General features: G+C 73.4%; 23 protein-coding genes. 13 read left to right on the top strand and 10 right to left on the bottom strand.

Translation table 11 applies throughout. The features are described 5' to 3' along the window. Positions 1-143: 143 nt before the first annotated feature. On the bottom strand, positions 144-500 hold the full coding sequence (locus ABZ815_RS32735; RefSeq protein ID WP_357704766.1) for a hypothetical protein: 357 nt from the start codon (positions 498-500) through the stop codon (positions 144-146). 58 nt (positions 501-558) lie between these two features. Further along, positions 559-1,518, bottom strand: a complete 960-nt coding sequence (locus ABZ815_RS32730) for a Ppx/GppA phosphatase family protein (protein WP_357704764.1) — start codon at positions 1,516-1,518, stop codon at positions 559-561. 146 nt (positions 1,519-1,664) lie between these two features. Here ABZ815_RS32730 and ABZ815_RS32725 point away from each other — a divergent pair, with 146 nt between their 5' ends. Together ABZ815_RS32725 and ABZ815_RS32720 are read left to right on the top strand one after the other, a co-directional pair. Then, complete coding sequence (locus tag ABZ815_RS32725; protein WP_357704762.1) at positions 1,665-2,588, top strand: formylglycine-generating enzyme family protein; 924 nt, start codon at positions 1,665-1,667, stop codon at positions 2,586-2,588. A gap of 4 nt (positions 2,589-2,592) precedes the next feature. Continuing rightward, the gene (locus ABZ815_RS32720) at positions 2,593-3,804 is read left to right on the top strand and encodes a UDP-N-acetylglucosamine--N-acetylmuramyl-(pentapeptide) pyrophosphoryl-undecaprenol N-acetylglucosamine transferase (protein ID WP_357704760.1); all 1,212 of its coding nucleotides are present in this window, start codon (positions 2,593-2,595) and stop codon (positions 3,802-3,804) included. On the opposite strand, the gene ABZ815_RS32715 is transcribed toward ABZ815_RS32720, so the two are convergent. The 3 genes from ABZ815_RS32715 to ABZ815_RS32705 form a co-directional block, all read right to left on the bottom strand. Further along, a complete protein-coding gene (locus ABZ815_RS32715; protein ID WP_357704758.1) occupies positions 3,774-4,670 on the bottom strand; it encodes a hypothetical protein in 897 nt (298 codons plus the stop codon). The two genes, ABZ815_RS32720 and ABZ815_RS32715, sit on opposite strands and share 31 nt — an antisense overlap. A gap of 81 nt (positions 4,671-4,751) precedes the next feature. Further along, complete coding sequence (locus tag ABZ815_RS32710; protein ID WP_357704756.1) at positions 4,752-5,639, bottom strand: hypothetical protein; 888 nt, start codon at positions 5,637-5,639, stop codon at positions 4,752-4,754. Between the two features lie 224 nt (positions 5,640-5,863). Next, complete coding sequence (locus ABZ815_RS32705) at positions 5,864-7,300, bottom strand: hypothetical protein (RefSeq protein WP_357704754.1); 1,437 nt, start codon at positions 7,298-7,300, stop codon at positions 5,864-5,866. 157 nt (positions 7,301-7,457) lie between these two features. On the opposite strand from ABZ815_RS32705, the gene ABZ815_RS32700 reads away from it, so the two are divergent. Both ABZ815_RS32700 and ABZ815_RS32695 read left to right on the top strand, forming a co-directional pair. After that, on the top strand, positions 7,458-8,114 hold the full coding sequence (locus ABZ815_RS32700) for a response regulator transcription factor (RefSeq protein WP_357704752.1): 657 nt from the start codon (positions 7,458-7,460) through the stop codon (positions 8,112-8,114). After that, complete coding sequence (locus tag ABZ815_RS32695; RefSeq protein WP_357704750.1) at positions 8,111-9,247, top strand: HAMP domain-containing sensor histidine kinase; 1,137 nt, start codon at positions 8,111-8,113, stop codon at positions 9,245-9,247. Before ABZ815_RS32700 ends, ABZ815_RS32695 begins: the two co-directional genes overlap by 4 nt. A gap of 60 nt (positions 9,248-9,307) precedes the next feature. Here the strand turns inward: ABZ815_RS32695 and ABZ815_RS32690 are convergent, their stop codons facing one another. Both ABZ815_RS32690 and ABZ815_RS32685 read right to left on the bottom strand, forming a co-directional pair. Further along, positions 9,308-12,124 carry a hypothetical protein gene (locus ABZ815_RS32690; protein ID WP_357704748.1) on the bottom strand — a complete coding sequence of 939 codons (2,817 nt, stop codon included), beginning with the start codon at positions 12,122-12,124 and terminating at the stop codon, positions 9,308-9,310. A gap of 76 nt (positions 12,125-12,200) precedes the next feature. Then, positions 12,201-14,066 carry a propionyl-CoA synthetase gene (locus tag ABZ815_RS32685; protein ID WP_357704746.1) on the bottom strand — a complete coding sequence of 622 codons (1,866 nt, stop codon included), beginning with the start codon at positions 14,064-14,066 and terminating at the stop codon, positions 12,201-12,203. A 57-nt stretch (positions 14,067-14,123) separates the two neighbouring features. Between ABZ815_RS32685 and ABZ815_RS32680 the strand changes: the two genes are divergently transcribed. Beyond that, positions 14,124-14,762, top strand: a complete 639-nt coding sequence (locus ABZ815_RS32680; protein ID WP_357704744.1) for a nucleotidyltransferase domain-containing protein — start codon at positions 14,124-14,126, stop codon at positions 14,760-14,762. After that, a complete protein-coding gene (locus ABZ815_RS32675) occupies positions 14,759-15,502 on the top strand; it encodes a nucleotidyltransferase domain-containing protein (RefSeq protein ID WP_357704742.1) in 744 nt (247 codons plus the stop codon). Before ABZ815_RS32680 ends, ABZ815_RS32675 begins: the two co-directional genes overlap by 4 nt. Positions 15,503-15,533: 31 nt before the next feature. On the opposite strand, the gene ABZ815_RS32670 is transcribed toward ABZ815_RS32675, so the two are convergent. Then, positions 15,534-16,469, bottom strand: coding sequence for a GNAT family N-acetyltransferase (locus ABZ815_RS32670; RefSeq protein WP_357704740.1), 936 nt, complete (start codon positions 16,467-16,469; stop codon positions 15,534-15,536). 241 nt (positions 16,470-16,710) lie between these two features. Between ABZ815_RS32670 and ABZ815_RS32665 the strand changes: the two genes are divergently transcribed. Together ABZ815_RS32665 and ABZ815_RS32660 are read left to right on the top strand one after the other, a co-directional pair. Further along, positions 16,711-17,736: a hypothetical protein gene (locus tag ABZ815_RS32665; protein WP_357704738.1), complete on the top strand. Its 1,026-nt coding sequence runs from the start codon at positions 16,711-16,713 to the stop codon at positions 17,734-17,736. 50 nt (positions 17,737-17,786) lie between these two features. Continuing rightward, complete coding sequence (locus tag ABZ815_RS32660; protein WP_357704736.1) at positions 17,787-18,302, top strand: hypothetical protein; 516 nt, start codon at positions 17,787-17,789, stop codon at positions 18,300-18,302. Between the two features lie 33 nt (positions 18,303-18,335). Here the strand turns inward: ABZ815_RS32660 and ABZ815_RS32655 are convergent, their stop codons facing one another. Next, positions 18,336-19,130, bottom strand: a complete 795-nt coding sequence (locus ABZ815_RS32655) for a methyltransferase domain-containing protein (RefSeq protein ID WP_357704734.1) — start codon at positions 19,128-19,130, stop codon at positions 18,336-18,338. A gap of 153 nt (positions 19,131-19,283) precedes the next feature. Here ABZ815_RS32655 and def point away from each other — a divergent pair, with 153 nt between their 5' ends. From def to ABZ815_RS32630, 5 genes are all read left to right on the top strand, one after another. Further along, positions 19,284-19,823 carry a peptide deformylase gene (gene def / locus ABZ815_RS32650; protein ID WP_357704732.1) on the top strand — a complete coding sequence of 180 codons (540 nt, stop codon included), beginning with the start codon at positions 19,284-19,286 and terminating at the stop codon, positions 19,821-19,823. Positions 19,824-19,830: 7 nt separating this feature from the next. Then, entirely contained in the window at positions 19,831-20,466 is a 636-nt protein-coding gene (locus ABZ815_RS32645) for an XRE family transcriptional regulator (RefSeq protein ID WP_357704730.1), read from the top strand. Then, the gene (locus ABZ815_RS32640; RefSeq protein WP_357704728.1) at positions 20,459-21,871 is read left to right on the top strand and encodes an aminotransferase class V-fold PLP-dependent enzyme; all 1,413 of its coding nucleotides are present in this window, start codon (positions 20,459-20,461) and stop codon (positions 21,869-21,871) included. Before ABZ815_RS32645 ends, ABZ815_RS32640 begins: the two co-directional genes overlap by 8 nt. A gap of 131 nt (positions 21,872-22,002) precedes the next feature. Next, positions 22,003-22,419 (top strand): CBS domain-containing protein, encoded by a 417-nt coding sequence (locus ABZ815_RS32635; protein WP_357704726.1) that lies wholly within the window; start codon positions 22,003-22,005, stop codon positions 22,417-22,419. Positions 22,420-22,428: 9 nt separating this feature from the next. Then, positions 22,429-22,779: an MmcQ/YjbR family DNA-binding protein gene (locus ABZ815_RS32630; protein WP_357704724.1), complete on the top strand. Its 351-nt coding sequence runs from the start codon at positions 22,429-22,431 to the stop codon at positions 22,777-22,779. A gap of 103 nt (positions 22,780-22,882) precedes the next feature. On the opposite strand, the gene ABZ815_RS32625 is transcribed toward ABZ815_RS32630, so the two are convergent. Continuing rightward, entirely contained in the window at positions 22,883-23,737 is an 855-nt protein-coding gene (locus tag ABZ815_RS32625) for a hypothetical protein (RefSeq protein WP_357704722.1), read from the bottom strand. Positions 23,738-23,765: the final 28 nt, after the last annotated feature.

Below are 23,765 nucleotides of genomic sequence, written 5' to 3'. Positions count from 1 at the left end.
GTGCCTGCGCTCCCCCCTCGGGGGGTCGGGGAATAACCACTTCGACTTGTCCCCGACCCGAACGGGGCCGGGGCGCCCCTTCTTGGGCGCGCCCCCGGCCCCTTTCTCACTGTTCTCTCACTGTTGGCTGCCGGGAACGGCGGTCATCGTGAGGTGAGACCGGAGGGCCTGCGAAGGCGGGCGCTCCGGCCGGGACGGCTCACGTCGGGCCGCCGGTCGCCCCCGCGGACCACGGGGGCGAGGCGGATGCGGCGGCTCACCAGGGGCGTGCCGCCGCTCAGCTTCGCCCGCAGCCGCGCGGGCATCTCGGGGGCGCTGAACTTCAGCGGCAACCGTGCCCCGCGGCCGGACAGCCGCCGCCACAACGTGTGCCAGTCCACCAACGTTCCGGCCAGCGCCGCCAGCACCAGCATCGCGACCACCGCGATGACCAGGACGGCCAGGACGATGAGGACGAAGACGATCACCAGGGAGCCGATCGTACCGAGGACTGTCAACATTGGACAAAAAGTGCCCGCTCACCAGCAAACTATGCCGATTTTTTGGGATATATCGGCCTTACTCGGCAATTCCGGTGGACTGGTCCAGTCGTCCCGGCAGGACGTCGAGCCGGCGCAGTATCACGCCCTCGCGCAGCGCCCACGGGCACACCTCCAGCCGGTCCACCTCGAACAGGTCCATCGCCGCGTCGGCCACCAGCGCCCCGGCGGCCAGCTGCGCCGCCCGCCCCTCGGACACCCCGGACAGCTCGGCCCGCTCGGCGGACGTCATGCCGGTCAACCTGGCCGCCCAGCGGGCCATGTCCTCGCGCGAGAGCGCGCGCGAGACGTACGCGCCCTCGCTGGTCGGGGCGGCCCCGGAGATCCTGGCGAGCTGCTTGAAGGTCTTGGAGGTGGCCACGGCGCGGTCGGGCTCACCGTACCTGGCGACGTCGCCGACCGTGCGGGCGATCTCCGCACGGACGTGCCTGCGCAGCTTGCGCACCTCCTCAGCGGACGGCGGGTCGCCGGTGAACCAGTCGCGCGTCAGGCGTCCGGCGCCCAGCGGCAGCGACACGGCCACGTCGGGCTCCTCGTCCACCCCCGCGGCGATCTCCAGCGAGCCGCCGCCGATGTCGAAGGCCAGCAGCCGCCCGGACGACCAGCCGAACCACCGGCGCACCGCGAGGAACGTCAGCCGGGCCTCGTCACGCCCGGACAGCACCGCGATGTGCACGCCGCAGCGCTTGTCGATCTCGGCCAGCACCTGCTCGCCGTTGGCCGAGTCGCGCACCGCCGAGGTGGCGAAGGCGAGCAGGTCCTCCACCCCCTTGTCCTCGGCCAGGCGCACGGCCTCCTCGACGAACGCGCCGAGCCGCTCGATGCCTTCGGAGGCGAGCCTGTTGTCCGCGCCCAGGTACTGCGTGAGGCGCAGCTCTTCCTTGTGGGAGTAGGCGGGCATGGGCCGCGCGCCCCGGTGGGCGTCGACGACGAGTAAATGGACGGTGTTCGAGCCGATGTCCAGCACGCCTAGTCGCATGGGAAAACGCTACCGGTCTGCGGCTTTTCGGGCGAAGCCGACTCCGGCCCGGCCGAGCGGGGCGGACCCGGCCGGCCACGCGGCCCGGACCCGGGACGGCCGCGTCATCGTACGCATGTTCAGGGGACTACCCTTCCCATGGTGACATGACACGTTTGGGGGGTTTCGTGAGCGCGTGCTGTGGTCCGAGCAGAGGGGCCGCCGCCCCGCCGCGCCAGGTCGAGGTGATCACGCGGCGGACGGCGCCGCGCGGCATGGTGCGCATCCCCGGCGGCGCCTTCCTCATGGGCGGGGACGACCCCGACGGCCGCCCGGAGGACGGCGAGGGCCCGGTGCGCGAGGTACGCCTCGACCCGTTCATGATCGACCCGGCCTGCGTGACGAACGCCCAGTTCGCCACCTTCGTCAAGGAGACCGGGTACGTCACCGAGGCCGAGCGCATCGGCTGGTCGTTCGTGTTCGCGCAGTTCGCCAAGGCCGGGATCATGGACGCGAGCGTGCCGCAGGCCCCCTGGTGGGCGGGCGTGGAGGGCGCGACGTGGCGCTCCCCCGAGGGGCCCGGCTCGACGGTCGGCGACCGGCAGAACCACCCGGTCGTGCACGTGTCGTGGAACGACGCCAACGCCTACGCCGCCTGGGCGGGCAAGCGCCTGCCGACCGAGGCGGAGTGGGAGATGGCCGCCCGCGGCGGTCTCGAACGCGCCCGCTACCCCTGGGGCGACGAGCTGACCCCCAAGGGACGGCAGCGGTGCAACATCTGGCAGGGCCACTTCCCGACCGCGCCGAGCAAGGGCACGATGCCGGTCAAGTCGTTCCAGCCGAACGGCTACGGGCTCTACAACGTCTCGGGCAACGTCTGGGAGTGGACGGCCGACTGGTGGGGCACGGCGTGGGAGCCGTCCGCCGACAACCCGGCCGGTCCGGCGGACGGGACGGCCAAGGTGATCCGGGGCGGGTCGTACATGTGCCACGATTCCTACTGCAACCGCTACCGGGTGGCCGCGCGCACGTCGAACACGCCCGACAGCTCGACCGGGCACACGGGCTTCCGCTGCGCGGCCATAGTCTGATCGCATGTCACGAACCCTGCGACTGTTGATCACCGGCGGCGGCACCGGCGGTCACACCTATCCGGCCCTGACGACCCTGTCGGCCGTCCAGCGACGTCAGGTGCCGCACGACGTGCTGTGGGTGGGCACCGAGAACGGCCTGGAGGCCCGCATCACGGCCGAGCACGGCATCCCGTTCAAGGCGATCACCACGGGCAAGCTGCGCCGCCGGCCGAACATCAAGGAGCTCGGCACCAACATCGCCGACGTGTTCCGCATCCCCGTCGGGGTGTTCCAGGCCGTGGGGCACGCCGCCCGCTACCTGCCCGACGTGGTGCTGTCCACCGGCGGGTACGTGGCGGTGCCGATCGGCGTGGCGGCCAAGCTGATCCGCCGTCCGCTGGTCATGCACGAGCAGACCACCGTGGTGGGCCTGGCCAACCGCATCCTGGCCAGGCTGGCGACCCGGATCGCGCTGTCGCACGAGTCGTCGCTGGAGTACCTGCCGCCCTCGGCGCGGGCCAAGGCCGTGGTGACGGGCAACCCGGTGCGGCCGGAGCTGCTGCAGGGCAACCGGGCGGCGGCCTACGACCTGTTCGGGCTGACGTTCGAGGTGCCGCTGATCTACGTGACCGGCGGGGCCCAGGGCAGCAAGCAGATCAACACGCTGATCGCCGAGATCCTGCCGCGGCTGCTGCCGCACGCGCAGGTCGTCCACCAGTGCGGGCCGGCCTGGATCGACCAGATGCGGGCGGTCGAGGTGCCGCCCGGCCTGGCCGACCGTTACCACCCGGTGCCGTACGTGGGGACCGAGTTGCCCGACCTGTTCGCCGCGGCCGACGTGGTGATCTCGCGCAGCGGCGCGGGCACGGTGTCGGAGCTGACCGCGATCGGCAAGCCGTCGCTGCTGATCCCGCTGATCCCGACCGGCGGCGACGAACAGCGCAAGAACGCCGGCTACCTGGTCTCGGCGGGGGCCGCGCGGGCGCTGCTGGAGCCGCGTCCGACGGCGGAGGACCTGCTGGCCGAGCTGATGCCGATGCTGGCCGATCCGGGGCTGCGCGCGGCGATGGGGCAGGCGGCGGGCAAGCTGGGCCGCCTCGACGCCGCCGACGCCCTCTGCGACCTGCTCCTGGAGGCCGCCCACGGCGGCCAGGGCGGCCACGGCGCCGGCGGGCCCGGCTTCGGAGGTCAGGGGACGGCCGGTCACGGGCCGGGCGGGCCGGGCTCCAGGTAGCGGAAGGCCTCGTGGGCGGAGCTGACGCTCCGCCTCAGCGCCTGGTCCAAGCGGTCGGCGTCCTCGGTCAGGCGGGTCAGCTCGTCCGTCGTGGCCTCGTCGGCGCCGGTCTCGGCGACGAGCTCCTCGTACTCGTGCAACCGCGCCCGCAGCTCGGCGATCTGCTGCCGGGCCCGGTAGGCGCGTTCGGCCTCGGCGACGTTGGCGGCGTACCGTTCCAGGGCCTCCACCCGGCCCAGGACGGCGTGCTCGCTGCTGTCCAGCGCCTTGGTGAGGGGTTCGGCCACGGCCGCCACCTCGGGCGTGCTCTCCCCCGACAGGGTCTGCCGGTGCCTGGCGCGCAGCCCGGACAGCTTGGCCAGCAGGCGGGCGATCTCCCACTCCTGGGCGGGCAGCATCACCGCGTTGCGCACGTCGTCCAGAAGCCCTTCGGCGTTGACCCGCGACTGCGACACCGCGGCGACCGCCCGCTGGGCCCGGCGCAGCAGCCTGCGCGAGGGCTCGTCGAGGTCGTCGATGAGCACGTACCGGCCCTCGTGGCGGACCGCCTGCGCGTGGACCCGCCGCTCGTGCTCGGCCTCCTCGCCCTCCGGCGTCTCGGTGCGGACGAACGTCACGATCATCAGCGGGACGGCGAGGAGCACGAGTAACAGCGGCCCCAGGGATCGGCCGAGCCCGCCGGCACCGAGCAGCAGGCCGAGGCAGACGGTCGCCCCGCACACCGCGCCGAGCCGCCAGTACGGCGCGGCGGCCAGGCTCGGGCCGGAACGGTCCGGGACCCACCCCCTGCGCGCCCTGATCAGCAGCCTCCGGTTGTCCCGCAGCAGCCGCGCGTCGGCCGGCGGCAGGGCGGGGTCGACGATCACGTCCGCCATGATGTCGGATCGGATGGGGATTCACCTCCTGCGAGGCCGGAGCACCTCCCGCGTGTGCCACATGGTCCGATGTCAGCTCTCCAGGTACCGGAACGCCTCGTGCGCCGACCGCACGCTGCGCCGCAGCACCTGCTCCAGCTGGTCGGCGTCCTCGGCGAGCCGGTCGATCTCCGGCACGGCCAGCGCGTCGGCGCCGGTCTCGGCCAGCAGCTCCTCGTAGCGCGGCAGGCGCGCGCGCAGTTCCTCGATCTGGCCGCGGGCGTGGTAGGCGCGTTCGGCCTCGGCGACGTGCTCGGCGTAACGTTCCAGGGCCTCGACGCGGGCGATCATGGCGGCCTCGCTGGTGGCCAGGGCCCGGTCCAGCGGCTCGATCACCGCGGCCACCTCGGGGGCGATGCCCCGGGACAGCAGGGCCTCGTGCTCGGCGCGTAAGGCCGACAGCTTGGCCAGCAGGCGGGCGATCTCCCACTCCTGGGCGGGCAGCATCACCGCGTTGCGGGCGCCGTCGAGCAGCCCCTCGGCGTTGACGTGCGAGCGCAGCACCGAGCCGATGGCCCGCTGCGCCCTGGTCAGCACGTCGGCGGTGTCCTGGTCGAAGTCCTCGGGCAGCAGGTAGCGGTCGCGGTACGGGCGGGCCCGCTCGTACACCTCGCGGTCGCGCGAGCGGTCGTGCTCGGGCAGCTCGCTCATCGAGGCGATCTTGACCAGGACGACGAAGACGAACGCCCCCAGCAACGTGAACCCGGCGGCCGGGTGCGACCAGGCCAGCAGCACGGTCATGAGCGCGACCACCGCGGGCGTGGCGGCCAGCAGCGCGACGCTGGAGACGTTCCTGAACCGGTCCGGACGCACGTCGGCCGGCGGCACCCAGCCCGACCGCATCCTGGACAGCAGCGGAGCGTTGGCCCGCAGCAACCCCGCGACCTCCGGAGGAACCCCCGGCTCGACGACCACACCCACGCTCTGTCCCGGCACCTTGGCGCCCCCAACGCTCGTGATGCAGTGGATATTACGTATTTTTTCGCAAGGATGTCAGCCTCCGCGGGGTCAGGACGGGAAACCACCAGGCCCGCTCCCCCAGCACCTCCATGACCGCGGGCACCAGCACCAGGCGCACCACCGTGGCGTCGAGCAGCACCGCGACGGCCGACTACGCAGGTCCGCGGCGGGCAGCGCGATCGTCCTCATGCCGGGACGGTAGTGCCCTCCTGCTCCGCGCGATACCGCCGTCGCCGTACGCCGGCTACGGCGAGCGCGGCGGACACGCAGGCGAAGGGGATGGCCGGCAGGACGTAGCGGTGGTCGAAGTCGAGGGCGGCCACCGGGGCGAGGAGCAGGAACGCCGCCATCGTCCACGGCAGCAGGGCGGCGCGGCGGCGTCCGGCCGAACCCAGGCCGCCGATCAGGAGCAGCACGCCGAAGGCCGTGCCGTGCAGGAACCACGGGTAGGGGTAGGCGGCCAGGATCGAGGCGTACGGCTCGACGGAGGTCATGCCGCGGATGCCGGGGTCGTACTCGGAACGCACCTTGGCGACGAGGGCCTGCTGCTCGGGCAGCGGCCAGGAGCCGCGCGGGAAGGTCGTGGACGGGCTCATCCGGCGCGGGTGGGCGACCGGCTGCCAGGTGAAGGCGAGTGAGGTGTCGCGGGCCACCTCGCGCAGGTAGTCCAGCGGCTGGGCGGCGATGGCGCGCAGGGCGAAGGACCTGGCCAGGTCGTTGTAGGCGAACCGGTCGCCGGGGAGCCGGTTGAGTGAGGCGCCGGGGGCCCAGACGTACTCGGAGGCGGCGTCGGCGACGGTGCCGTTCGGGCAGAGCGGGGCCTCGGCGGGCGGCGGCTCGATGATCGAGCAGTCGGCGAAGGTCATGGTACGGGCCCACAGGGCGACGCCGTCGGAGCCGCTGAGGGCGAAGCGGCCGTGATGCTGGGCGTACCAGCCGGCGTAGGCGGCCAGCGGGAGGGCGCCGGCCAGCAGCAGCGCGGCCACCCGCCGCCAGGGCGCGCGACGCAGCACCAGCCAGCCGGCGGCCAGGGCGATCAGCGGCACGGCCGCGGTCCTGGTCAGCCCGGCGAGCGCGAGCAGCAACCCCGCCACCGCCGCCGCCCGCACCGACGGCACACCCGGCCACAGCCCCCCGGACGGGCCGTGGCGCCACATGAGGACCGCCAGCGCGGCGGTGATCAGGAAGATGACCTGGAGGTCCGACAGCACGGCGTGCTCCAGCCGGAGGAGGGCGGGGTCGAACAGCACCGGCACGGTCGCCAGGGTCGCCCCCCAGCCGGGCAGCGAACGGCGGCGCAGCAGCGCGTAGATCATGACGCCGATCTCGAGGCCCATCGCGTGCTGCACCCCGGCGACCAGCTCGACGCTATGGAAGGGCCGCAGCGCCCACAGGAACCACGAGTACCCGGCGGGGTGGAAGGCCGCCTGGGGCCGCAGGTGCACGGCGGTGTCGAGGTAGGTGAAGGAGTCGTACCAGTAGAGCTGCGCGGTGTCGTAGCCGAGCATGACCAGCACGCGCAGCGCGGCGGCCAGGGCCAGTGCGCAGGCGAACAGTCCGTGGCCGGGCAGGCGGCGCGCGGCGGGCGCGTGCGGGCGCGTCCGCGCCAGAGTGACTGCCATGGACTTCTCCCCCGTCGGCGACCGGGCCGGTCCCGGTCGTTCGGAGGGCAGTCCAGCGATCCGCCGATAACCTTGGCGTCACCTGAAATGGTTATGCCCGCGTTATGAGGTCTGGTCCAGACTTGGGGGCATTTCGTGATCTTGTTGGGGGCTACGAGTGCGGGTATTGATCGCCGAGGACGAGCGCATGCTCGCCGACTCGATCGCCGAGGGGCTGCGGGGCGAGGCGCTGGCCGTCGACGTCGCCTACGACGGGGAGGCGGCGCTGGAGCGGCTCGGGGTGCACGACTATGACGTGCTGATCCTCGACAGGGACCTGCCGGGGGTGCACGGCGACGAGGTGTGCCGGACGGTGGTGGAGCAGGATCGGCTGGTCAGGGTGCTCATGCTGACCGCGTCCGGGGACGTGCGGTCGCGCGTGGCGGGGTTGTCGCTGGGGGCCGACGACTACCTGTCGAAGCCGTTCGCGTTCGAGGAGCTGGTGGCGCGGGTGCACGCGCTCGGGCGGCGCGCCCGCCGGGCCGACCCGCCGATGCTGGAGCGGGCGGGCGTGCGGCTGGACTGGGCGCACCGGCAGGTGTTCCGCGACGGCGTGTACGTCCCGCTGGCCCGCAAGGAGTTCGGCGTGCTGGCCGAGCTGCTGCGCGCGCAGGGCGCGGTGGTCTCGGCCGAGGTCCTGTTGGAGAAGGTCTGGGACGAGCACATCGACCCGTTCACCAACACCGTGCGGACGACGATGATGAAGCTGCGCAAGAAGCTCGGCGAGCCCCAGGTCATCGAGACCGTGCCGGGATCGGGGTACCGCATCCCATGACCGTGCGCATGCGTTTCGCCCTGGCCTGCGCCGGGGTTTTCCTCTTTCTCGGCGGCCTGGCGGTGACCGGGGTGTACTTCGTCGTCCGGTCGCAGCTGGAGTACCGGATGGACCTGATCAAGCCCGACTTCCCCCGGGAGTACTACGGCGACTCCTACGACCGCGCCTACCTCAACGGGATGCGGGTGCGCGCGGCCTACCAGCGCGAGACGCTGAGCGGCGTGCGCACCGTCGGCGGGATCATCGTGCTGGCCGCCACCGCCGCGGCGTTCGGGCTGGGCTGGCGGGCGGCGGGATGGGTGCTGCGGCCGGTCAAGACGGTGACCGAGACCGCCCGCCGGGTCGCCCAGAGCCACGACCTCACCGAGCGCATCGCCTACGAGGGCCCGCGCGACGAGGTCAAGGAGCTGACCGAGATCTACGACACCATGCTCGGCCGGCTGGCGCGCTCGTTCGACGGCCAGCGCCGGTTCGTCGCCAACGCCTCCCACGAGCTGCGCACCCCGCTGACGATCAACCGCACGCTGGTGGACGTGGCGGTGCGCCGTCCCGACGCCACCGACGACGTCAAGCGGCTCGGCGAGTCGCTGCTGCTGGTCAACACCCGGCACGAACGCCTCATCGACGGCCTGCTGGCCCTGGCCGAGGGCGAGCAGGCGGTGCTGGACCGGCGGCCCTTCGACCTGACCGACGTCGCCGAGCACGTGCTCGACCAGGCCGGGGAGGAGGCGGCCGAGCGGGAGGTGGCGATCCACCGGCTGCTGGACGCGGCGCCGACGACGGGCGAGGCGGTGCTGGTCGAGCGGCTGGTGCAGAACCTGGTGGAGAACGCCATCCGGCACAACCACCCCAAGGGCGAGGTCTGGGTGACGACGCGGCGGCGGGCCGAGCAGGTCGAGCTGGTGGTGGCCAACACCGGGCTGCACGTGCCGCCGTACGAGATCGAGACGATCTTCCAGCCGTTCCGGCGGCTGCACGGCGACCGGCTGCGCTCGGAGCGGGGCAGCGGGCTCGGCCTGTCGATCGTCCGGGTCATCGCCGAGGCCCACGACGGCACGGTCACCGCCAGGCCGCGCGACGAGGGCGGCCTGACGATCACCGTGGAACTGCCGGTGGACCAGTCGGCCCCCTGACGATCACCGCGGAGCCGGTGGACCGGTCGGCGCCCTGACGACCGTCGCGGAGCCGGTGGGTCAGTCGGCGCCCAGGCTGATCTGCCAGAGCTCCTCCTCCGGCACGCCCGCCCTGACCAGCTGCTCCCACGTGGCGACGCGCTCGGTCGGGTCGGCCAGCACCAGGACCAGCAGCGGGCGCAGCTCGGCGTGGTCGGCGCCGTCCTCGCGCCACAACGCGCCCAGCGCCCGGTGCACCGCCGGGGACCGCACCTCCCCGGCCTCCAGCAGCTCCCGCAGGACGGCCACCCGGTCGCGGAAGCGCAGGGCGCGCCCCTCCCCCACGGCGAGCATCAGCAGGTCGAGCAGCCTGCGGTGGCGGGGGGCGTGGCCGGTGGCGGCGGCGACGATCACGTCGCCCATGGCGGTGCCCTCGGTGCCGCCGAGGATCACCTCCTCCCGGCCCTGCCCGGCGACGCGGTGCGCCGACAGGGCGTTGACCAGGCCCGTCCAGCCCTCGTGCCCGAGCTGGCCCTTCCACAGGTGGCTGAAGGAGGCCCAGCGGCCCAGCGGGTCGGGCCCGCCCAGGATGTGCGAGACGGGGACGGGCTCCTGCGAGGCGGCCACGATGAGCAGCGCCAGGTTGGCCGAGTAGGCGGCCAGGCGGCGGGTGACGGGATGGCGTACGGGCTCGAAGCCGGTGAAGCAGCGGCGGCGGCGCTCGTACAGGGACCGGCGCAGCAGCCCGGCCAGGTGGGTCACGCACCGGGCGCGTACGGCCGGCGGCACCTCGTCCAGCAGCTCCAGGATGAACCCGACCGTCGGCCCGCGCTCGGCCAGGCAGGAGAACGACGTGACCGCGTACAGCAGGTCGTCGTCCACGCTCTGGGCCAGGGCCAGCGGCTCGTCCCCGGCCAGGCGGCGGCGCCGGTCGAGGTCGCGCAGCGCGTACACGGTCAGCCAGGCGGTCAGGAACTCGCCGAAGGTGGAGTGGAGGAAGGAGTGGCCGTCGCGGCGGATGAAGAAGAAGCGCTCGGTGGCCCGGCGGGCCCAGTCGACGGGCGGGCGCGGCTCTTCGGGCTCGTCCTCGCCGCCCTCGCACAGGGCGGGCAGGTCGCGGCCGAGGTCGTCCTCGGTGATGACCTGGCGGCCGCGGGCGAGCATGGACAGGGCGACCGTGCCGAGCAGGACGAGCTCGCCGTCGATCAGCACCCGTTGCGGGGTGGCGGTCTCGCGTTCGGTGAAGTCGCGCAGCAGCACCTCGTACAGTCGGGCGCGGCCGATCGGGCGGTGCTCGCGCTGGAGGGCGTTGCCGCCGGCGTCGTAGAGGGCGAGCAGCAGCAGGAGCAGCGGCTGCCTGGCCATCTCACCGTGGGCCAGCGCGGTCGCCGCGGGCAGGGGCTTCAGGTCCCGCCGGGCCAGCAGGGCGCGGTTGGCCTGGTCCCAGATGTCCAGCCACTGGCGCACCTGGTCGTCCTCGAACGGCTGGAGCTGCAGTGCCAGCAGCCCGTCGGGGAACCTGATGCGGTCGGCCACCACGGTCCGGCTGGTCACGATCACCACGACGGGCCGCCCGAGCGCGGCCTCGCGGCGCTGGAACTCCTGGACGTGCCCGAGGTAGTCGTAGCGGTTGACGCCGCCCTGCAGCAGCTCGTCGAAGCCGTCGAGGAGGATCACCGGCAGCGCGCCGTCGCCCGCGGCGACCAGGTCGGCGTAGGCGACGTCCTCCTCCAGCACGGCGGCGACGGCCTGCTCGATCTGCTCGGTGACCGGCGCGCGCGGCGAGACGCGCGGCAGCTCCACCCTGATCGGCAGGAACTCCGACCTGGCCAGGCGGGCGCCCAGCACCTCGGTCAGCTTGGACTTGCCCGAGCCGGGCTCGCCGAGCACGAGCAGCGGCGCCTGGGTGGCGCGCAGCGAGGTGAGGTGGCCGACGAGGAACGCCTCGGCGTCGGGCAGCACGCGCTGGTCCCGCCACCAGCCTACGGAGGAGGGGTCGGACTCGCGGGTCAGCTCGGCGACCCGGCAGCGCGGGCTGAGATAGCCCTCGCCGAGCAGCGGGAGCGAGACGTCCTCGGGGAGCTTGCCCGCGGCCAGCAGGGGCCGGTCGAGGGCGTTCGCGGCCATCCTGGCCCGGTGGATCATGGGACGGTCGCCGACCCGCGGCGGGGCCAGCTCGGCCAGCAACCAGGCCACCCGCGACAGGCCGGTGCCCGGCGTCTGGCGGTCGGTGACCAGGCTGCGCACGCCGAACTCGTGGCTGTCCAGGGACAGCGAGCGGAAGTCCTCGTCGTAGATGCGCAGGGCGTGCGCGGGCGGGCCCTCGGCGAGCATCCGGGGTAACAGGAGCTGGTCGTCCACGGGCAGCTCGTCCCACACGCTGAGGCCGCCGACGAACCCGGCCATCACCTCCGACATGCGCAGGTGGGCGCGTTCGACGGCCTGGCGGGTCTCGGCGAAGGGCACGTGCGGCTCGGGGGTGGGCAGGCGTTCCATGAGGAGACCGGCCACCAGGCGGGCGAAACGCTCGGGGGTGGGCACGCCGTGGGAGATCTTGTCGGCCCGGTCGAGCTGCTCCAGGGTGAAGGGCAGCTTGGCCTCCCCGAGCGCCTCGAACCAGGCCGAGACGACGATCACGGCGTGCGCGGCGGCCAGGCGCTGGGTGCGGGTGTAACGGTCCACGCCGCCCTTCAGCTCGGGCATCCGGCGGATGACCTCCTCGCCGTAGCGCACGACGTCGGAACGCATGTCGGCCAGGCCCATGGTGAGCAGCCCGCCCCCGGCCAGCGCCCAGCCCGTACGGGCGGCCGCCGCGGCGAAGCCGACCACTTTGACGAGCCTGCCCTCCTTGCAGCCGAGCACCCTCAGGGCGTCGGCGTAACTCGGGGTCTCGATCATCAGCCTTCTCTCCGGGACCGGGAGGTCCCATCATGCGCCGGGCCGCGCCCCCGGCGCCGCCCTGATGCGCGCTCCGCTATGGGCCTTTCACGGCGTCGGCGATCTCCGGCAGCACGCCGGGGTCCTCGATGGTGGACGGCGTGGCGTACGGCCGGCCGTCGGCGATGTCGCGCATCGTGGCGCGCAGGATCTTGCCCGAGCGCGTCTTGGGCAGCCGGGCGACCACCACGGCCCGGCGGAAGGCGGCGACCGGCCCGACGCGCTCGCGCACCAGGGCGGTCAGCTCGCGCTCGACGTCGGCCGGGTCGCGGGCGGAGCCGGACTTGAGCACCACGAACCCGACCGGGAGCTGCCCCTTGAGCGCGTCGGCCACCCCGATCACCGCGCACTCGGCGACGTCGGGATGGGCCGCGAGCGCCTCCTCCAGCGCGCCCGTGGACAGGCGGTGGCCGGCCACGTTGATCACGTCGTCGATGCGGCCCATGACGAAGAGGTAGCCGTCGGCGTCGATGTGGCCGCCGTCGCCGGTCAGGTAGTGGCCGGGATAGCGGGACAGGTAGGAGGCCGTGAAGCGCTCCTCGTCGCGGTAGAGGGTGGGCAGGCAGCCGGGCGGCAGCGGCAGCCGGACGGTGACCGCGCCCTCCACGCCGGGCGGGCACTCGCGGCCCTCGGCGTCGAGGACGCGCACGTCGTAGCCGGGGACGGGTTTCGTCGGCGAGCCCGGCTTGATCGGCAGGGTCTCGATGCCGACGCAGTTGGCCGCGACGGGCCAGCCGGTCTCGGTCTGCCACCAGTGGTCGATGACCGGGACGCCGAGCAGGTCGCTCGCCCAGTGGTAGGTGTCGGGGTCGAGGCGCTCGCCGGCGAGGAAGAGATGCCGCAGCCCGGACAGGTCCCACTTTTTCGCGAAGTTCCCGGCGGGGTCCTCCTTCTTGATGGCCCTGATCGCGGTGGGCGCGGTGAACAGCGTGCGCACGCCGTGCTGGGCGGTCACCCGCCAGAACGCGCCGGGGTCGGGCGTGCCGACGGGCTTGCCCTCGTACAGGACGGTCGTGCAGCCGGTCAGCAGCGGCGCGTACACGATGTAGGAGTGGCCGACGACCCAGCCGACGTCGGAGGCGGCCCAGAAGACCTCGCCGGGGGCGGCGCCGTAGACGTTGGTCATGCTCCAGCGCAGGGCGACGGCGTGGCCGCCGTTGTCGCGCACCACGCCCTTGGGCAGGCCGGTGGTGCCGGAGGTGTAGAGCACGTAGAGCGGGTCGGTGGCGGCCACGCTCACGCACCCGGCGGGCTCGGCGGCGCGTACGGACGCGTGCCAGTCGAGGTCGCGGCCCGGCGTGAGCCCGGCCGGGCACTGCGGGCGCTGGAGGATCACGCAGTGGGCGGGCCGGTGGGCCGACTGGTCGAGGGCGGCGTCGAGCAGCGGCTTGTAGGCGACGGTCCGGGCCGGCTCGACGCCGCAGGAGGCCGAGAGCACCACCTTGGGCTCGGCGTGCTCGATGCGCAGGGCGAGCTCCCTGGCCGCGAAGCCGCCGAACACCACCGAGTGCACCGCGCCGAGCCGCGCGCAGGCCAGCATCGCGACGACCGCCTCGGGCACCATCGGCATGTAGATCACGACGGTGTCGCCGGCCGTCACGCCGAGTGCCTTCAGCATGCCCGCCGTCCGGGCCACCTCGTCGAGCAGCTCGGCGTAGGTGATCGTGCGGACCGTGCCGGTGACCGGGCTGTCGTGGATCAGCGCCGCCTGCCCGCCGCGTCCTGCCGCGACGTGCCGGTCGACCGCGTTGTGGCAGGTGTTGAGCCGTCCGTCGGGGAACCAGCGGCTCCCGTCGGTGACCACGGCGGGCGCGACGTCCCAGTCGATGTCGCGTGCCGCCTCGGCCCAGAACTCCTCCGGGTGCGAGATGCTGCGCCGGTAAGCCTCGTCATAGCCGCCCACTTTTCGATCAGATCAGCCGCCGGCCCCCGAACGCAAGCCCCGTGGGAGGGTGTCCGGATGAACTCTGACCTCATCCTGTCCGTCGTGACGGGCTCCCGGGCGTACGGGCTGGAGACCGAGGGCTCCGACACCGACCGGCGCGGCGTGTTCGCCGCCCCCACCGCGGACTTCTGGCGGCTGTCCAAGCCGCCCACCCACCGCGACGGGCCGCTGCCCGAGCAGTTCTCCTGGGAGGTGGAGCGCTTCTGCGTGCTGGCGCTGGAGGCCAACCCGACGGTGCTGGAGTGCCTGTGGTCGCCGATCGTGGAGGTCGAGACCCCGGCCGGGCGGCGGCTGCGCGAGCTGCGCGGGGCGTTCGTGTCGCGGCGGGCGCGGCAGACGTTCGCCGGGTACGCCGACGACCAGTTCCGGCGGCTCGACCCGCGGGCGCCCAAGTGGAAGCAGGCCATGCACATGGTGCGGCTGCTGCTGAGCGGCCTGCACCTGGTCCGGCACGGCGAGCCGCTGGTCGAGGTCGGCCCCCACCGGGAACGGCTGCTGGCGGTCGGGCGCGGCCAGGTGCCGTGGGCCGAGGTGGACGCCTGGCGGGGGGAGCTGGCGGCGGAGCTGGCCGCCACGCCCTGCGTCCTGCCGGAGCGGCCGGACCGGGAACGGGTGGAGGACTTCCTGGTGGGCGTGCGGAAGGAGCACCTGTGAGCGCGTTGCCGTCCTGGCTGCCGGAGATCCCCGGCGAGCAGCCGTACCCGGTGGCGTTCGCCACGGTGAGCGGCGCCCACCTGTACGGCTTCCCGTCCGTGGACTCCGACGTGGACCTGCGCGGCGTGCACGTGCTGCCGGCCGAGGAGGTGGTCGGGCTGCGCACCGGGCCGCTGACGCTCGACCGGACGTGGACGCGCGACGGCGTCGAGGTGGACCTGGTCACGCACGACCTGGTCAAGTTCTGCCGCCTGCTGCTCGGCCGGAACGGATACGTGCTGGAACAGCTCCTGTCGCCGCTGGTGGTGACCTCCTCGCCGCTGCACGACGAGCTGGTGGCGCTGGCGCCCGGATGCGTGACGCGGCACCACGCCCACCACTACCTGGGGTTCGCCCGTACGCAGTGGCGGTTGTTCGGGCGTACCGGGGAGCTGAAGCCGCTGCTGTACACCTTCCGGGTGCTGGCGACGGGCACCCATCTCATGCGCAGCGGGGAGCTGGAGGCCGACCTGACGCGGCTGACGGCGTACGGGCCGGCGTACCTGCCGGAGCTGGTGGCGGCCAAGAAGGAGGCCGAGCACGGCCCCGCGCCCCAGGTGGCGGGCGTGGCCGACGACGTGGCGCGGATGACGGCCGCGCTGGAGGTGGCGTGCCAGGAGTCGGCGCTGCCCGAGCGGGCCGCCGCGGACGACGCCCTGCACGATCTGGTCGTACGGGCGCGCCTGGCGGCCCGTCCCTGACGGGGGACGCCGTCAGGGACGGGCCGGAGGGTCAGGCGGCGGCGGGATCGGCCGACAGGACGAGCCGGACCGAGACGTTCTCGTACCCGGCGCGTTCGAACGCCCGCGCCATCGGGACGTTGCCCGCGTCGGTGTCGGCCATGATGCCCGGCACGCCACGCTCGGCGTGGAAGCGGGTGATCTCGCCGAGCAGCTCGTCGACGTAGCCGCGGCCCCGGTGCGCGGGCACCACGCCGAGGTAGCCGACCACGGGCCCGGCGTCGTTGGCGGAGGGCAGCGCGACGCCGACCAGGTCGCCGCTCTTGTCGTAGGCCAGTCGCCACCAGGACCGCTCGCCCCGCATCGAGCGGTTGTCGCGGACGTCCTCGCGGGCCTGTTCCACGGGGTCCATGGTCATCAGGGCCTGGCGGGTGTGGAAGTCGAGGGTGCCCTCGGCGACCTGGCGGAAGGCGTCCACGAACACCTCGTCGTCGTCATCGCCGCGGAAGACCAGCCGGTCGGACGGCTCGGGCACCGGCGAGCCGGGCGTCCAGGCGTAGCGCAGGCGTTCCAGCTCCTCGGTCAGCCCGGCGCGGCCGGCGGCCTCCCAGCGCCAGGCGATGGCCGCCGACGCCTTCGGGTCCTCACGCCAGCCGTTGGAGACGAAGACGTGGTACTCCGGCGTCCGGCCGAACGCGGCGTGCGCGTGGCGCAGCAGCTCGGCGGCCAGGCCCACACGGTCCTCGACCGAGGGGTGGACGTAGACGCAGTCGAGGGCGAGCGGTCGCTCCTCGCCGGCGAAGCCCCACCAGACGGCGCGGGCCAGGATCTCGCCGTTCTCCTCGGCGACCCAGATGCGGTCGTAGCGGTAGTTACGGCTCTCCAGGAAAGAGAGCAGCCGGTCGGGATGGGCCCAGCTGATGGATTCGTCGACGACGCAGCTGAGCAGACGGTCGAGGTCAGCCTCGACCGCGGGACGGAAAAGCACAGTTCCTCCGAGAAATGAAAATCACACTTTCACTGCCAAACATCTCAGTGCCTCCCTTCTCCCGACATTTCGCAGCACTCTAGCCCAGCTTGCCGTCGCCCGCTCACCGTTTTCCCGGACGTGATCTTTCCCTCGTGGCCGGAGGACGACGTGAGTACGCTGGACCGCGTCCAGTTTCCGGCGTTTCGCGATCCGGCGGGACGATTCCGATCCGGCCGACGATGAGGACAGGATGGGCTCCGTGAGGTCCTACGACGACGACACGCTGCCGCTGCAACCGCCGATCCGGCTCCCCGACGCCGCCACCCTGGCCGCCGCGGTCCGCGCCGCCCCGCTCTCGGGCGAGCTGAAGGCGCTGCTCGACAGGCAAGACGAGCGCGCGGACGGGAGCGAGGGCGGGAGCGAGGGCGGGAGCGAGGGCGGGAGCGAGGGCGGGAGCGAGGGCGGGAGCGGCGACGACGCCCGGGTGCTGGAGGCGTGGGCCGAGGTGTGCCGGGCGCGGCTGGCCGCCGACCAGCGGCTGCTGCTGGAGCTCATCCGCATGTTCCTGTCCAGGGAGCCGGTCGCCGGGCGGGTGCCGCGGGCGCTGACCGATCTGGGGCTGGTCCGGCAGGCGGAGCCGTACACGCTGAGCTGGCTCGGGCTGTGGGTGGCGCGGCTGATCATCGCCGAGACCGCCGGGCAGGAGATCCCCGTCATGGGGACGCTCGCCGACGCCGACGCCGCCACGCTGCTGCACGGCCTGCGCTCCTACCCCGAGGCCGAGCGCGGCGAGGAGCTCGCGGGCTGGCTGGCCGGACGCGACCGCGAGCGGGCCGCGGCCGAGATCGCCGGGGCGCTGCCCGATGTGAGCCCGCTGAGCAGGGCGGTCGGCGTGGAGCTGCTGTCGTCGGGCCTCGGTGAGGAGGGCCGCCGGGCGCTGCGCGGGCTGCTGGAGGAACCCCGCCTGGGCGCGGTGGTCGCGGCCAGGACGGGCCGCGAGGAACGGCGTCCCTCTCCCGACGAGATCGCCTGGGTGCTGGTGGACATGGCGGCGGCGCTGCTGGAGTTCGGCGGCGGCGAGGCGGGTGAGGTGATCGAGTCGATCGCCATGGGGATGGACGCCGAGGAGCAGGCGGGCACGATCGCGATCCTGGCCTTCGGCGACCACCCGTGGACGGGACGGGTGCTGCGGGTCATCATCGACCACCACCCGGACGAACGCGTCACGGCGTCCGCCCGCAAGGCCCTGCGCCGCCTGCACGGGCTCGCCGACGTCCGTGCCTGACGGGACGCGGGCCCGCGGAAGGGGCGGCCGGGGCCGGTAGAGTCGGCTTGATGACGAAGCATACGATCTCGCCGCAGAGCGGCATGCTGGGCGACGGCTTCGGCTGCGACTGCGGCGCGGTGCTGGCCGGACGGATGGCGGCCGAGCTGCACGCCGCCGAGAACGGCCAGTGCTCGGCCTGTCTCGGCTCGGCGGTGGAGCAGGTGGCCCCGGGCCTGACGCGGGGCTGCACGGTCTGCGCGGCGACCGGGGGCCGTAAGGAGCAGATCACCTGGCAGCTCGCCCACACCGAGGCCGAGGAACTGATCACGATGACCGTGGTGCGCGGCATCGTGGCGGGCCTCGACGGGCCGTTCCACCTGTCGGAGATCGCCGACACGGTGCGGGCCGGGTTCGGGCTGCCCGCCGGGCGGCTGCCGGTGGGGCCGCGGGTGCGCGACCTGCTGCTGCAGCTCCAGGCCGCGGGCGAGATCGCCATGCTGTCGGCCCCCGACGAACTGCTGGGCACCGACCAGGTGCTCTACCGCGACCCCCAGTGGCAGCGCACCCGCACCCTCGGCCTCTGACCTGACGCCCCGCCCGGTGGCCCGTCCGGCGGGTCAGGGGCGGCAGAGGATCTCGCCGTGCAGGACCGAGAGCCAGGCGTCGTCGTCGGCGGCCCATTCCCGCCAGCCGTCGGCCATGCGCCGCAGGTCGGACTCGGTGGCCGCGCCCGTGGCGAGCGCCTGCCGCGCCATGGCCGACTCCCGGACGCGGTCGGCCCACATGCCGCCCCACCACGCGCGGTCCTCGGGGGTGGCGAAGCACCAGGTGGAGGAGGTGGCGGTGACGTCCTGGAAGCCGGCGGCGCGGGCCCAGGACAGCAGGCGCCGCCCGGCGTCCGGCTCGCCGCCGTTCTCGCGGGCGAGCCTCTGGTAGAGGGCCATCCAGTCGTCCAGGGCGGGCAGGCGGGGGTACCAGGCGAAGGCCGCGTAGTCGCTGTCCCTGACCGCGACGTACCCGCCCTGCCTGGTCACCCGGCGCATCTCGCGCAGCGCCCGCACCGGGTCGCCGACGTGCTGGAGCACCTGGTGGGCGTGGACCACGCAGAAGGTGTCGTCGGGGAAGTCGAGGGCGTGCGCGTCGGCGACGGCGAAGTCCACGTTCCCCAGCCCCCGCGCGGCGATCTCGGCCCTGGCCAGCGCCAGCGCCTCCTCGGTCACCTCCGACGCCGTCACGTGCGCCACCCGCGCGGCCAGGTCCGCGGTGATCGTGCCGGGCCCGCTGCCCACGTCGAGGACCTTCATCACGGGCTTGAGGTGCGGCAGCAGGTAAGCGGCCGAGTTCTCCGCGGTGCGCCACCGGTGCGAGCGCAGGACGGACTCGTGATGCCCATGGGTGTAGACGGCGTCCATCGAAAGACTCCTTCACGACGATGTGTACTCCGCACATTAGCGCGCATCTCATCTTTCGAGAGGATATGTCTTGTTATATGAGACTGGATCGACCGGCGCGGCGTCGCTCATAGACTGGTCGCGGCAAAGTCAGGTCAAAAGGAAGGCGTGGTCGTGGGAGAGGTCCGGCCGATCGTGCACGTGGGCGATCCGGTGCTGCACAATCCGTGCGAGCCGGTGACCCGGTTCGACGGCGAGCTGGCGGCGCTGGTCGACGACATGTTCGCGAGCATGTACGCGGCCGACGGCGTGGGCCTGGCCGCCAACCAGATCGGCGTGCCGCTGCGCGTGTTCGTCTACGACTGCCCCGACGCCGAGGGCGTCCACCACAAGGGCGTCGTGGTCAACCCCGCCCTGGAGCTGCCCGCTCTCGGCGAGCGCCGTCTCGACCCCGACGAGGAGGGCTGCCTGTCGGTCCCCGGGCAGTTCGCCCCGCTCCCCCGTCCCGACCACGCCGCCGTCCACGGCTTCGACGCCGAGGGCGCGCCCGTCACGGTCGAGGGCACCGGCCTGCTGGCCCGCTGCCTCCAGCACGAGACCGACCACCTCGACGGCTACCTGTACATCGACCGCCTGTCGGCCAAACGCCGCAAGCAAGTTCTCGCAGGCTACGAGGCAATGAAGGCCGCTAAAGAGGACGTTTCTCCGCTATAGTGGAGGAATGCAAGGTGAAGGCATCCTGTCCGGCGGCCTGTCCCTGGCCGAACTGGGCGGGCGCATCCGCGCCGAGCGGCGCGGGCGCGGGCTGTCCGTCGAGCGGCTGGCCGAGCTGAGCGGCATCAGCCGGAGCATGGTCTCCGACGTCGAGCGCGGCGCCAAGTCGCCGACCGTGCTGGTGCTCGACCGCCTGGCCACGGCCCTCGGCACGTCGATCTCCCGGCTCCTCGACGAACCGGCGCACGAGGCCGTGCGCGTGCTGCGGCACGACCGGCAGCGGGTGCTGCGCGACCCGTCGGGCTGGGAGCGGCGGGTGTTGTCGCCGGTGCTGGCCGACGTGGAGTTCGAGTTCATGCGGACCACGATCGGCCCCGGCGTGGACGCGGGCGAGTTCGCGCCGCATGCCCGGGGCTCGCGCGAGTACCTGGCCGTCGAGCGCGGCACGCTACGCCTGACGATCGACGACCGCCCGTACGAGCTGGAGGCCGGCGACTCGGCCTCCTACCCCGGCGACCACCGGCACGCCTTCGCCAACGACGGGACCGCCGACTGCGTCTTCTACCTGGCCATGGAGCTGAGTGGCGGCGGCCACCACGAGACCTGGCACCACGAGACCCGGAGGGAATCCCCGCATGGATGAGCTGCGCCGCGCCGGCGTCAGGGCGGCCGAGATCGCGGCCGCTCACCTGGAGGGAGTCGCGGCCGGGCCGGTCTGGCAACCGGTGCCCGCCGCCGAACGCGCCTGGCTGGGCGAGCTGCCGCTGCCCGCCGCCGGGCGTCCGCTCGACGCGCTGCTCGACGACGTGCGCGCCCACGTGCTGCCGTACCCGATGGGCAACGGGCACCCGCGCTTCTTCGGCTGGGTGAACTCGCCGCCCTCCCCCGCCGGCGTGGTGGTCGAGCCGCTGGCCGCCGCGCTCAACCCGAGCTGCGCGGGCGGCGACCACGCGGGCCCGCTGCTGGAGCGTACGGTGGTGCGCTGGCTGGCCGAGCTGGTCGGCTTCCCCCATCCGCCCGGCGGCGGCCTGCTGACCAGCGGCGCGTCGATGGCCACCATCGTCTGCCTGGCCACGGCCCGCCAGCACGCCGCGCTCGCCGACGGCTGGGACGCCCGCGAGGACGGCCTGCACGGCCGCCCGCCCATGATCCTGTACGTCACCGAGGAGGGCCACAGCTGCCTGCACAAGGCGGCCCAGCTCCTCGGCCTCGGCGCCCGGAACGTCCGCAAGGTCCCGGTGGACGCCTCCTTCCGCATGGACGTCGGCGCCCTGCGCACGATGATCGCCGACGACCTGGCGGCGGGCCTGCGGCCGTTCTGCGTGGCGGGCAGCGCGGGCACGGTCAACTCCGGCGCGGTGGACCCGCTCGACGCCATCGCCGACGTGGCCGCCGAGCACGGGCTCTGGTTCCACGTGGACGGCGCCTACGGCGCGCTCGGCGTGCTGGACGCGGTGTCGGCGCCCGCCTACGCGGGGCTGGACCGGGCCGACTCGCTGGCCCTCGACCCGCACAAGTGGCTCGGCGTGCCGGTCGGCTGCGGCTGCGCGCTGCTGCGCGACCCGGCCGCCGCACGGGCCGCCTTCAGCCTGGTGCCGTCGTACCTGGTGGACGACAGCGCCGACGACCTGGGCTGGTTCGCCGAGTACGGGCCCGAGCAGACCCGGCCGTTCCGGGCGCTGAAGACGTGGGCGACGATGTCGTACCTGGGCAGGGAGGGCGTCACGCGGCTGGTGGAGCACACCAGCGGGCTGGCCCGCACGCTCGCCGCCATGGTCGAGGAGGCCGCGGACTTCGAGCTGCTCGCGCCGGTCGCCACCTCCATCACCGCCTTCCGGCACACGCCCACGACGACCGGGCCCGGCGGGCTCGACGCGCTCAACCGGGCCCTGCCGGGCGCGGTCCAGGCGCGCGGCAACGCCTTCCTCACCGGCACCCGTCTCGGCGGCCGGGACGCCCTGCGAGCCTGCTTCCTGCACCCGGACACCACCGAGGACGACCTCGCGATCCTGCTGGAGGAGATCCGCCTGGCGGCGAAGACGCTCTGAGGTCCGGTAAAGGGGTCCTCCACGGACGTACCGGACACGCATGGCCGGACGCCGGAATCCGACAAAACCCTGTGAATGGTTCACCGGCCGGGGTAGGTAGCCGCCGGGACGTGAGCATTCAGGAGGACCCCATGGCAGAGACCGTGGCAGACGTCATGACTTCCCACCCGGCGACGGTCGAGTGCGACCAGGCCGTTTCGGTCGCCGCGGCGCTCATGCGCGACAACGACGCGGGGGCGGTGATCGTCAACGAGAACGGGCGCATGAAGGGCATCGTCACCGACCGGGACATCACGATCCGCGTGGTGGCCGACGAGCGGGGGCCGGACACGCCGGTCAGGGAGGCGTGCAGCCCGTCGGTCGAGGCGGTCGGGCCCGACACGAGCATCGACCAGGCCGTGCAGATCATGCGGTCGCACGCGGTACGCCGCCTCCCGGTCGTCGAGGACGGGCGTCCGGTCGGCATCGTGAGCCTGGGCGACCTGGCGGTGGAGCGCGACCCGGACTCCGCTCTCGCCGACATCTCGGCCGCGGAGGGCAACCGCTAACGTGGCCGTGTGATCACCGTCGAGGACGTCCGGCGCTTCGCGCGCACCCTTCCGCGCTCGTCCGAGCATCTGATCCGGGACCGGGTCAAGTTCCGCGTGGGAAAGATCGTCTACGTGGCGTTCTCGCGGGACGAGACGCTGATGGGCTTCGGGTTCCCCAAGGAGGAACGCCAGGCCCTGGTGGCGGCCGAGCCCGGCAAGTTCCTCATGCCCGGCGAGTCCGACCTGCGCTTCAACTGGGTGGTCGCCCGCATGGACGCCCTCGACGCGGCGGAGATGCGGGAGCTGGTGCTGGAGGCGTGGCGCATGTGCGTGCCCAAGAAGGTCCGCCTGGAGCAGCAGCTCCAGACCGGCCCCTGAGCACCGGCCCCTGAGCCTCGGCCACTGAGCCTCGGCCACTGAGCACCGGCCCCCGCGGGCCGAGCCCACGCGGGCCGAGCCCACGCAGGCAGAGCCTTCGCGGCTACGACACCGAGCGGTGGAGCGCGGCCGTCAGGTCGGTGACGCGCTTGACCGAGCCGCTCCACGCGCTGCCCGCCGGGTGGGCGGTGAGCACCGCCATGACCAGGCGGTCGCCGGCGCCGGCCAGGCCCGTCGTGTGCAGCACGGGCCGCCCGTAGTCGGGCACGCCCGAACCGGTCGCCCGCTGCGCGATCCACGAGACGGGGGCGGCCACGCTCTTGGCGTCGCACTTGCCCGGCGGCGTCGTGCCGAATCCCGACCAGCCCTGCTTGACCGCCCACGGCCTCGGGACCGCGCGCGGGATGCCGAAGGTCTGGTCGAAGCCGTCGGTGCCGCACGGCGTGGAGGCGCGCAGGTGGCCGAGGACGAGGTCGCGCACCCGGGCGTCGGCGGTGTCGAGCAGGTAGCGGTAGGTCCTGACGACGTCGTACGCGCTGAGCGAGGTGTAGCCCCAGAAGCCGGGCTTGGAGGCGGGCGGCGGCGTGGTGTCGGACAGGCCGAGCCTGCGCGCCGTCCGGACGATGATCTGCCCCTTGCCGCCGCGGTCCCAGAACGCCGACGCCGCGTCGTCGTCGCTGGAGCGCAGCATGATCTTCAGCAGCCGGGCGTCGGCCGCCGGGACGCTCTTGCGCCGTTCCAGGTAGTCGATCGCGATGAGGATCTTCACGACCGACGCCGAGCGGAACTTCCGATGGGCGTTCCGGACGGCGACGATCTTGCCCGCCTTGCGGTCGAACACCACCCAGGCCGCCGTGGTGCCCGCGGGCACACGGATCGGCCGCGCGGCGGCGGCGTGGGCCGGCGTGGCCAGGGCGACGACGGGGACGACCGCCGCCACGGCGGCCAGAGGCTTCATTCGCACCCGCCTATAACTACCAGATTGT

Source organism: Nonomuraea sp. NPDC047529, from assembly GCF_040642995.1.
In the GTDB taxonomy this organism is placed as follows: Bacteria; Actinomycetota; Actinomycetes; order Streptosporangiales; family Streptosporangiaceae; genus Nonomuraea.
The sequence above is the reverse complement of the archived record's forward strand: the minus strand, read 5'-3'. Positions and strand labels throughout refer to the sequence as shown.

Bases quoted from the DNA above. Each gene is read 5' to 3' on its own strand.
- ABZ815_RS32725 (WP_357704762.1), top strand. From the start codon at position 1,665: ATGACACGTTTGGGGGGTTTCGTGAGCGCGTGCTGTGGTCCGAGCAGA.
- ABZ815_RS32730 (WP_357704764.1), bottom strand. From the start codon at position 1,518: ATGCGACTAGGCGTGCTGGACATCGGCTCGAACACCGTCCATTTACTC.
- ABZ815_RS32735 (WP_357704766.1), bottom strand. From the start codon at position 500: ATGTTGACAGTCCTCGGTACGATCGGCTCCCTGGTGATCGTCTTCGTC.
- ABZ815_RS32660 (WP_357704736.1), top strand. From the start codon at position 17,787: ATGACGAAGCATACGATCTCGCCGCAGAGCGGCATGCTGGGCGACGGC.
- ABZ815_RS32635 (WP_357704726.1), top strand. From the start codon at position 22,003: ATGGCAGAGACCGTGGCAGACGTCATGACTTCCCACCCGGCGACGGTC.
- ABZ815_RS32695 (WP_357704750.1), top strand. From the start codon at position 8,111: ATGACCGTGCGCATGCGTTTCGCCCTGGCCTGCGCCGGGGTTTTCCTC.
- ABZ815_RS32720 (WP_357704760.1), top strand. From the start codon at position 2,593: ATGTCACGAACCCTGCGACTGTTGATCACCGGCGGCGGCACCGGCGGT.
- ABZ815_RS32645 (WP_357704730.1), top strand. From the start codon at position 19,831: ATGCAAGGTGAAGGCATCCTGTCCGGCGGCCTGTCCCTGGCCGAACTG.
- ABZ815_RS32690 (WP_357704748.1), bottom strand. From the start codon at position 12,124: ATGATCGAGACCCCGAGTTACGCCGACGCCCTGAGGGTGCTCGGCTGC.
- ABZ815_RS32680 (WP_357704744.1), top strand. From the start codon at position 14,124: ATGAACTCTGACCTCATCCTGTCCGTCGTGACGGGCTCCCGGGCGTAC.
- ABZ815_RS32625 (WP_357704722.1), bottom strand. From the start codon at position 23,737: ATGAAGCCTCTGGCCGCCGTGGCGGCGGTCGTCCCCGTCGTCGCCCTG.
- ABZ815_RS32705 (WP_357704754.1), bottom strand. From the start codon at position 7,300: ATGGCAGTCACTCTGGCGCGGACGCGCCCGCACGCGCCCGCCGCGCGC.
- ABZ815_RS32655 (WP_357704734.1), bottom strand. From the start codon at position 19,130: ATGGACGCCGTCTACACCCATGGGCATCACGAGTCCGTCCTGCGCTCG.
- ABZ815_RS32640 (WP_357704728.1), top strand. From the start codon at position 20,459: ATGGATGAGCTGCGCCGCGCCGGCGTCAGGGCGGCCGAGATCGCGGCC.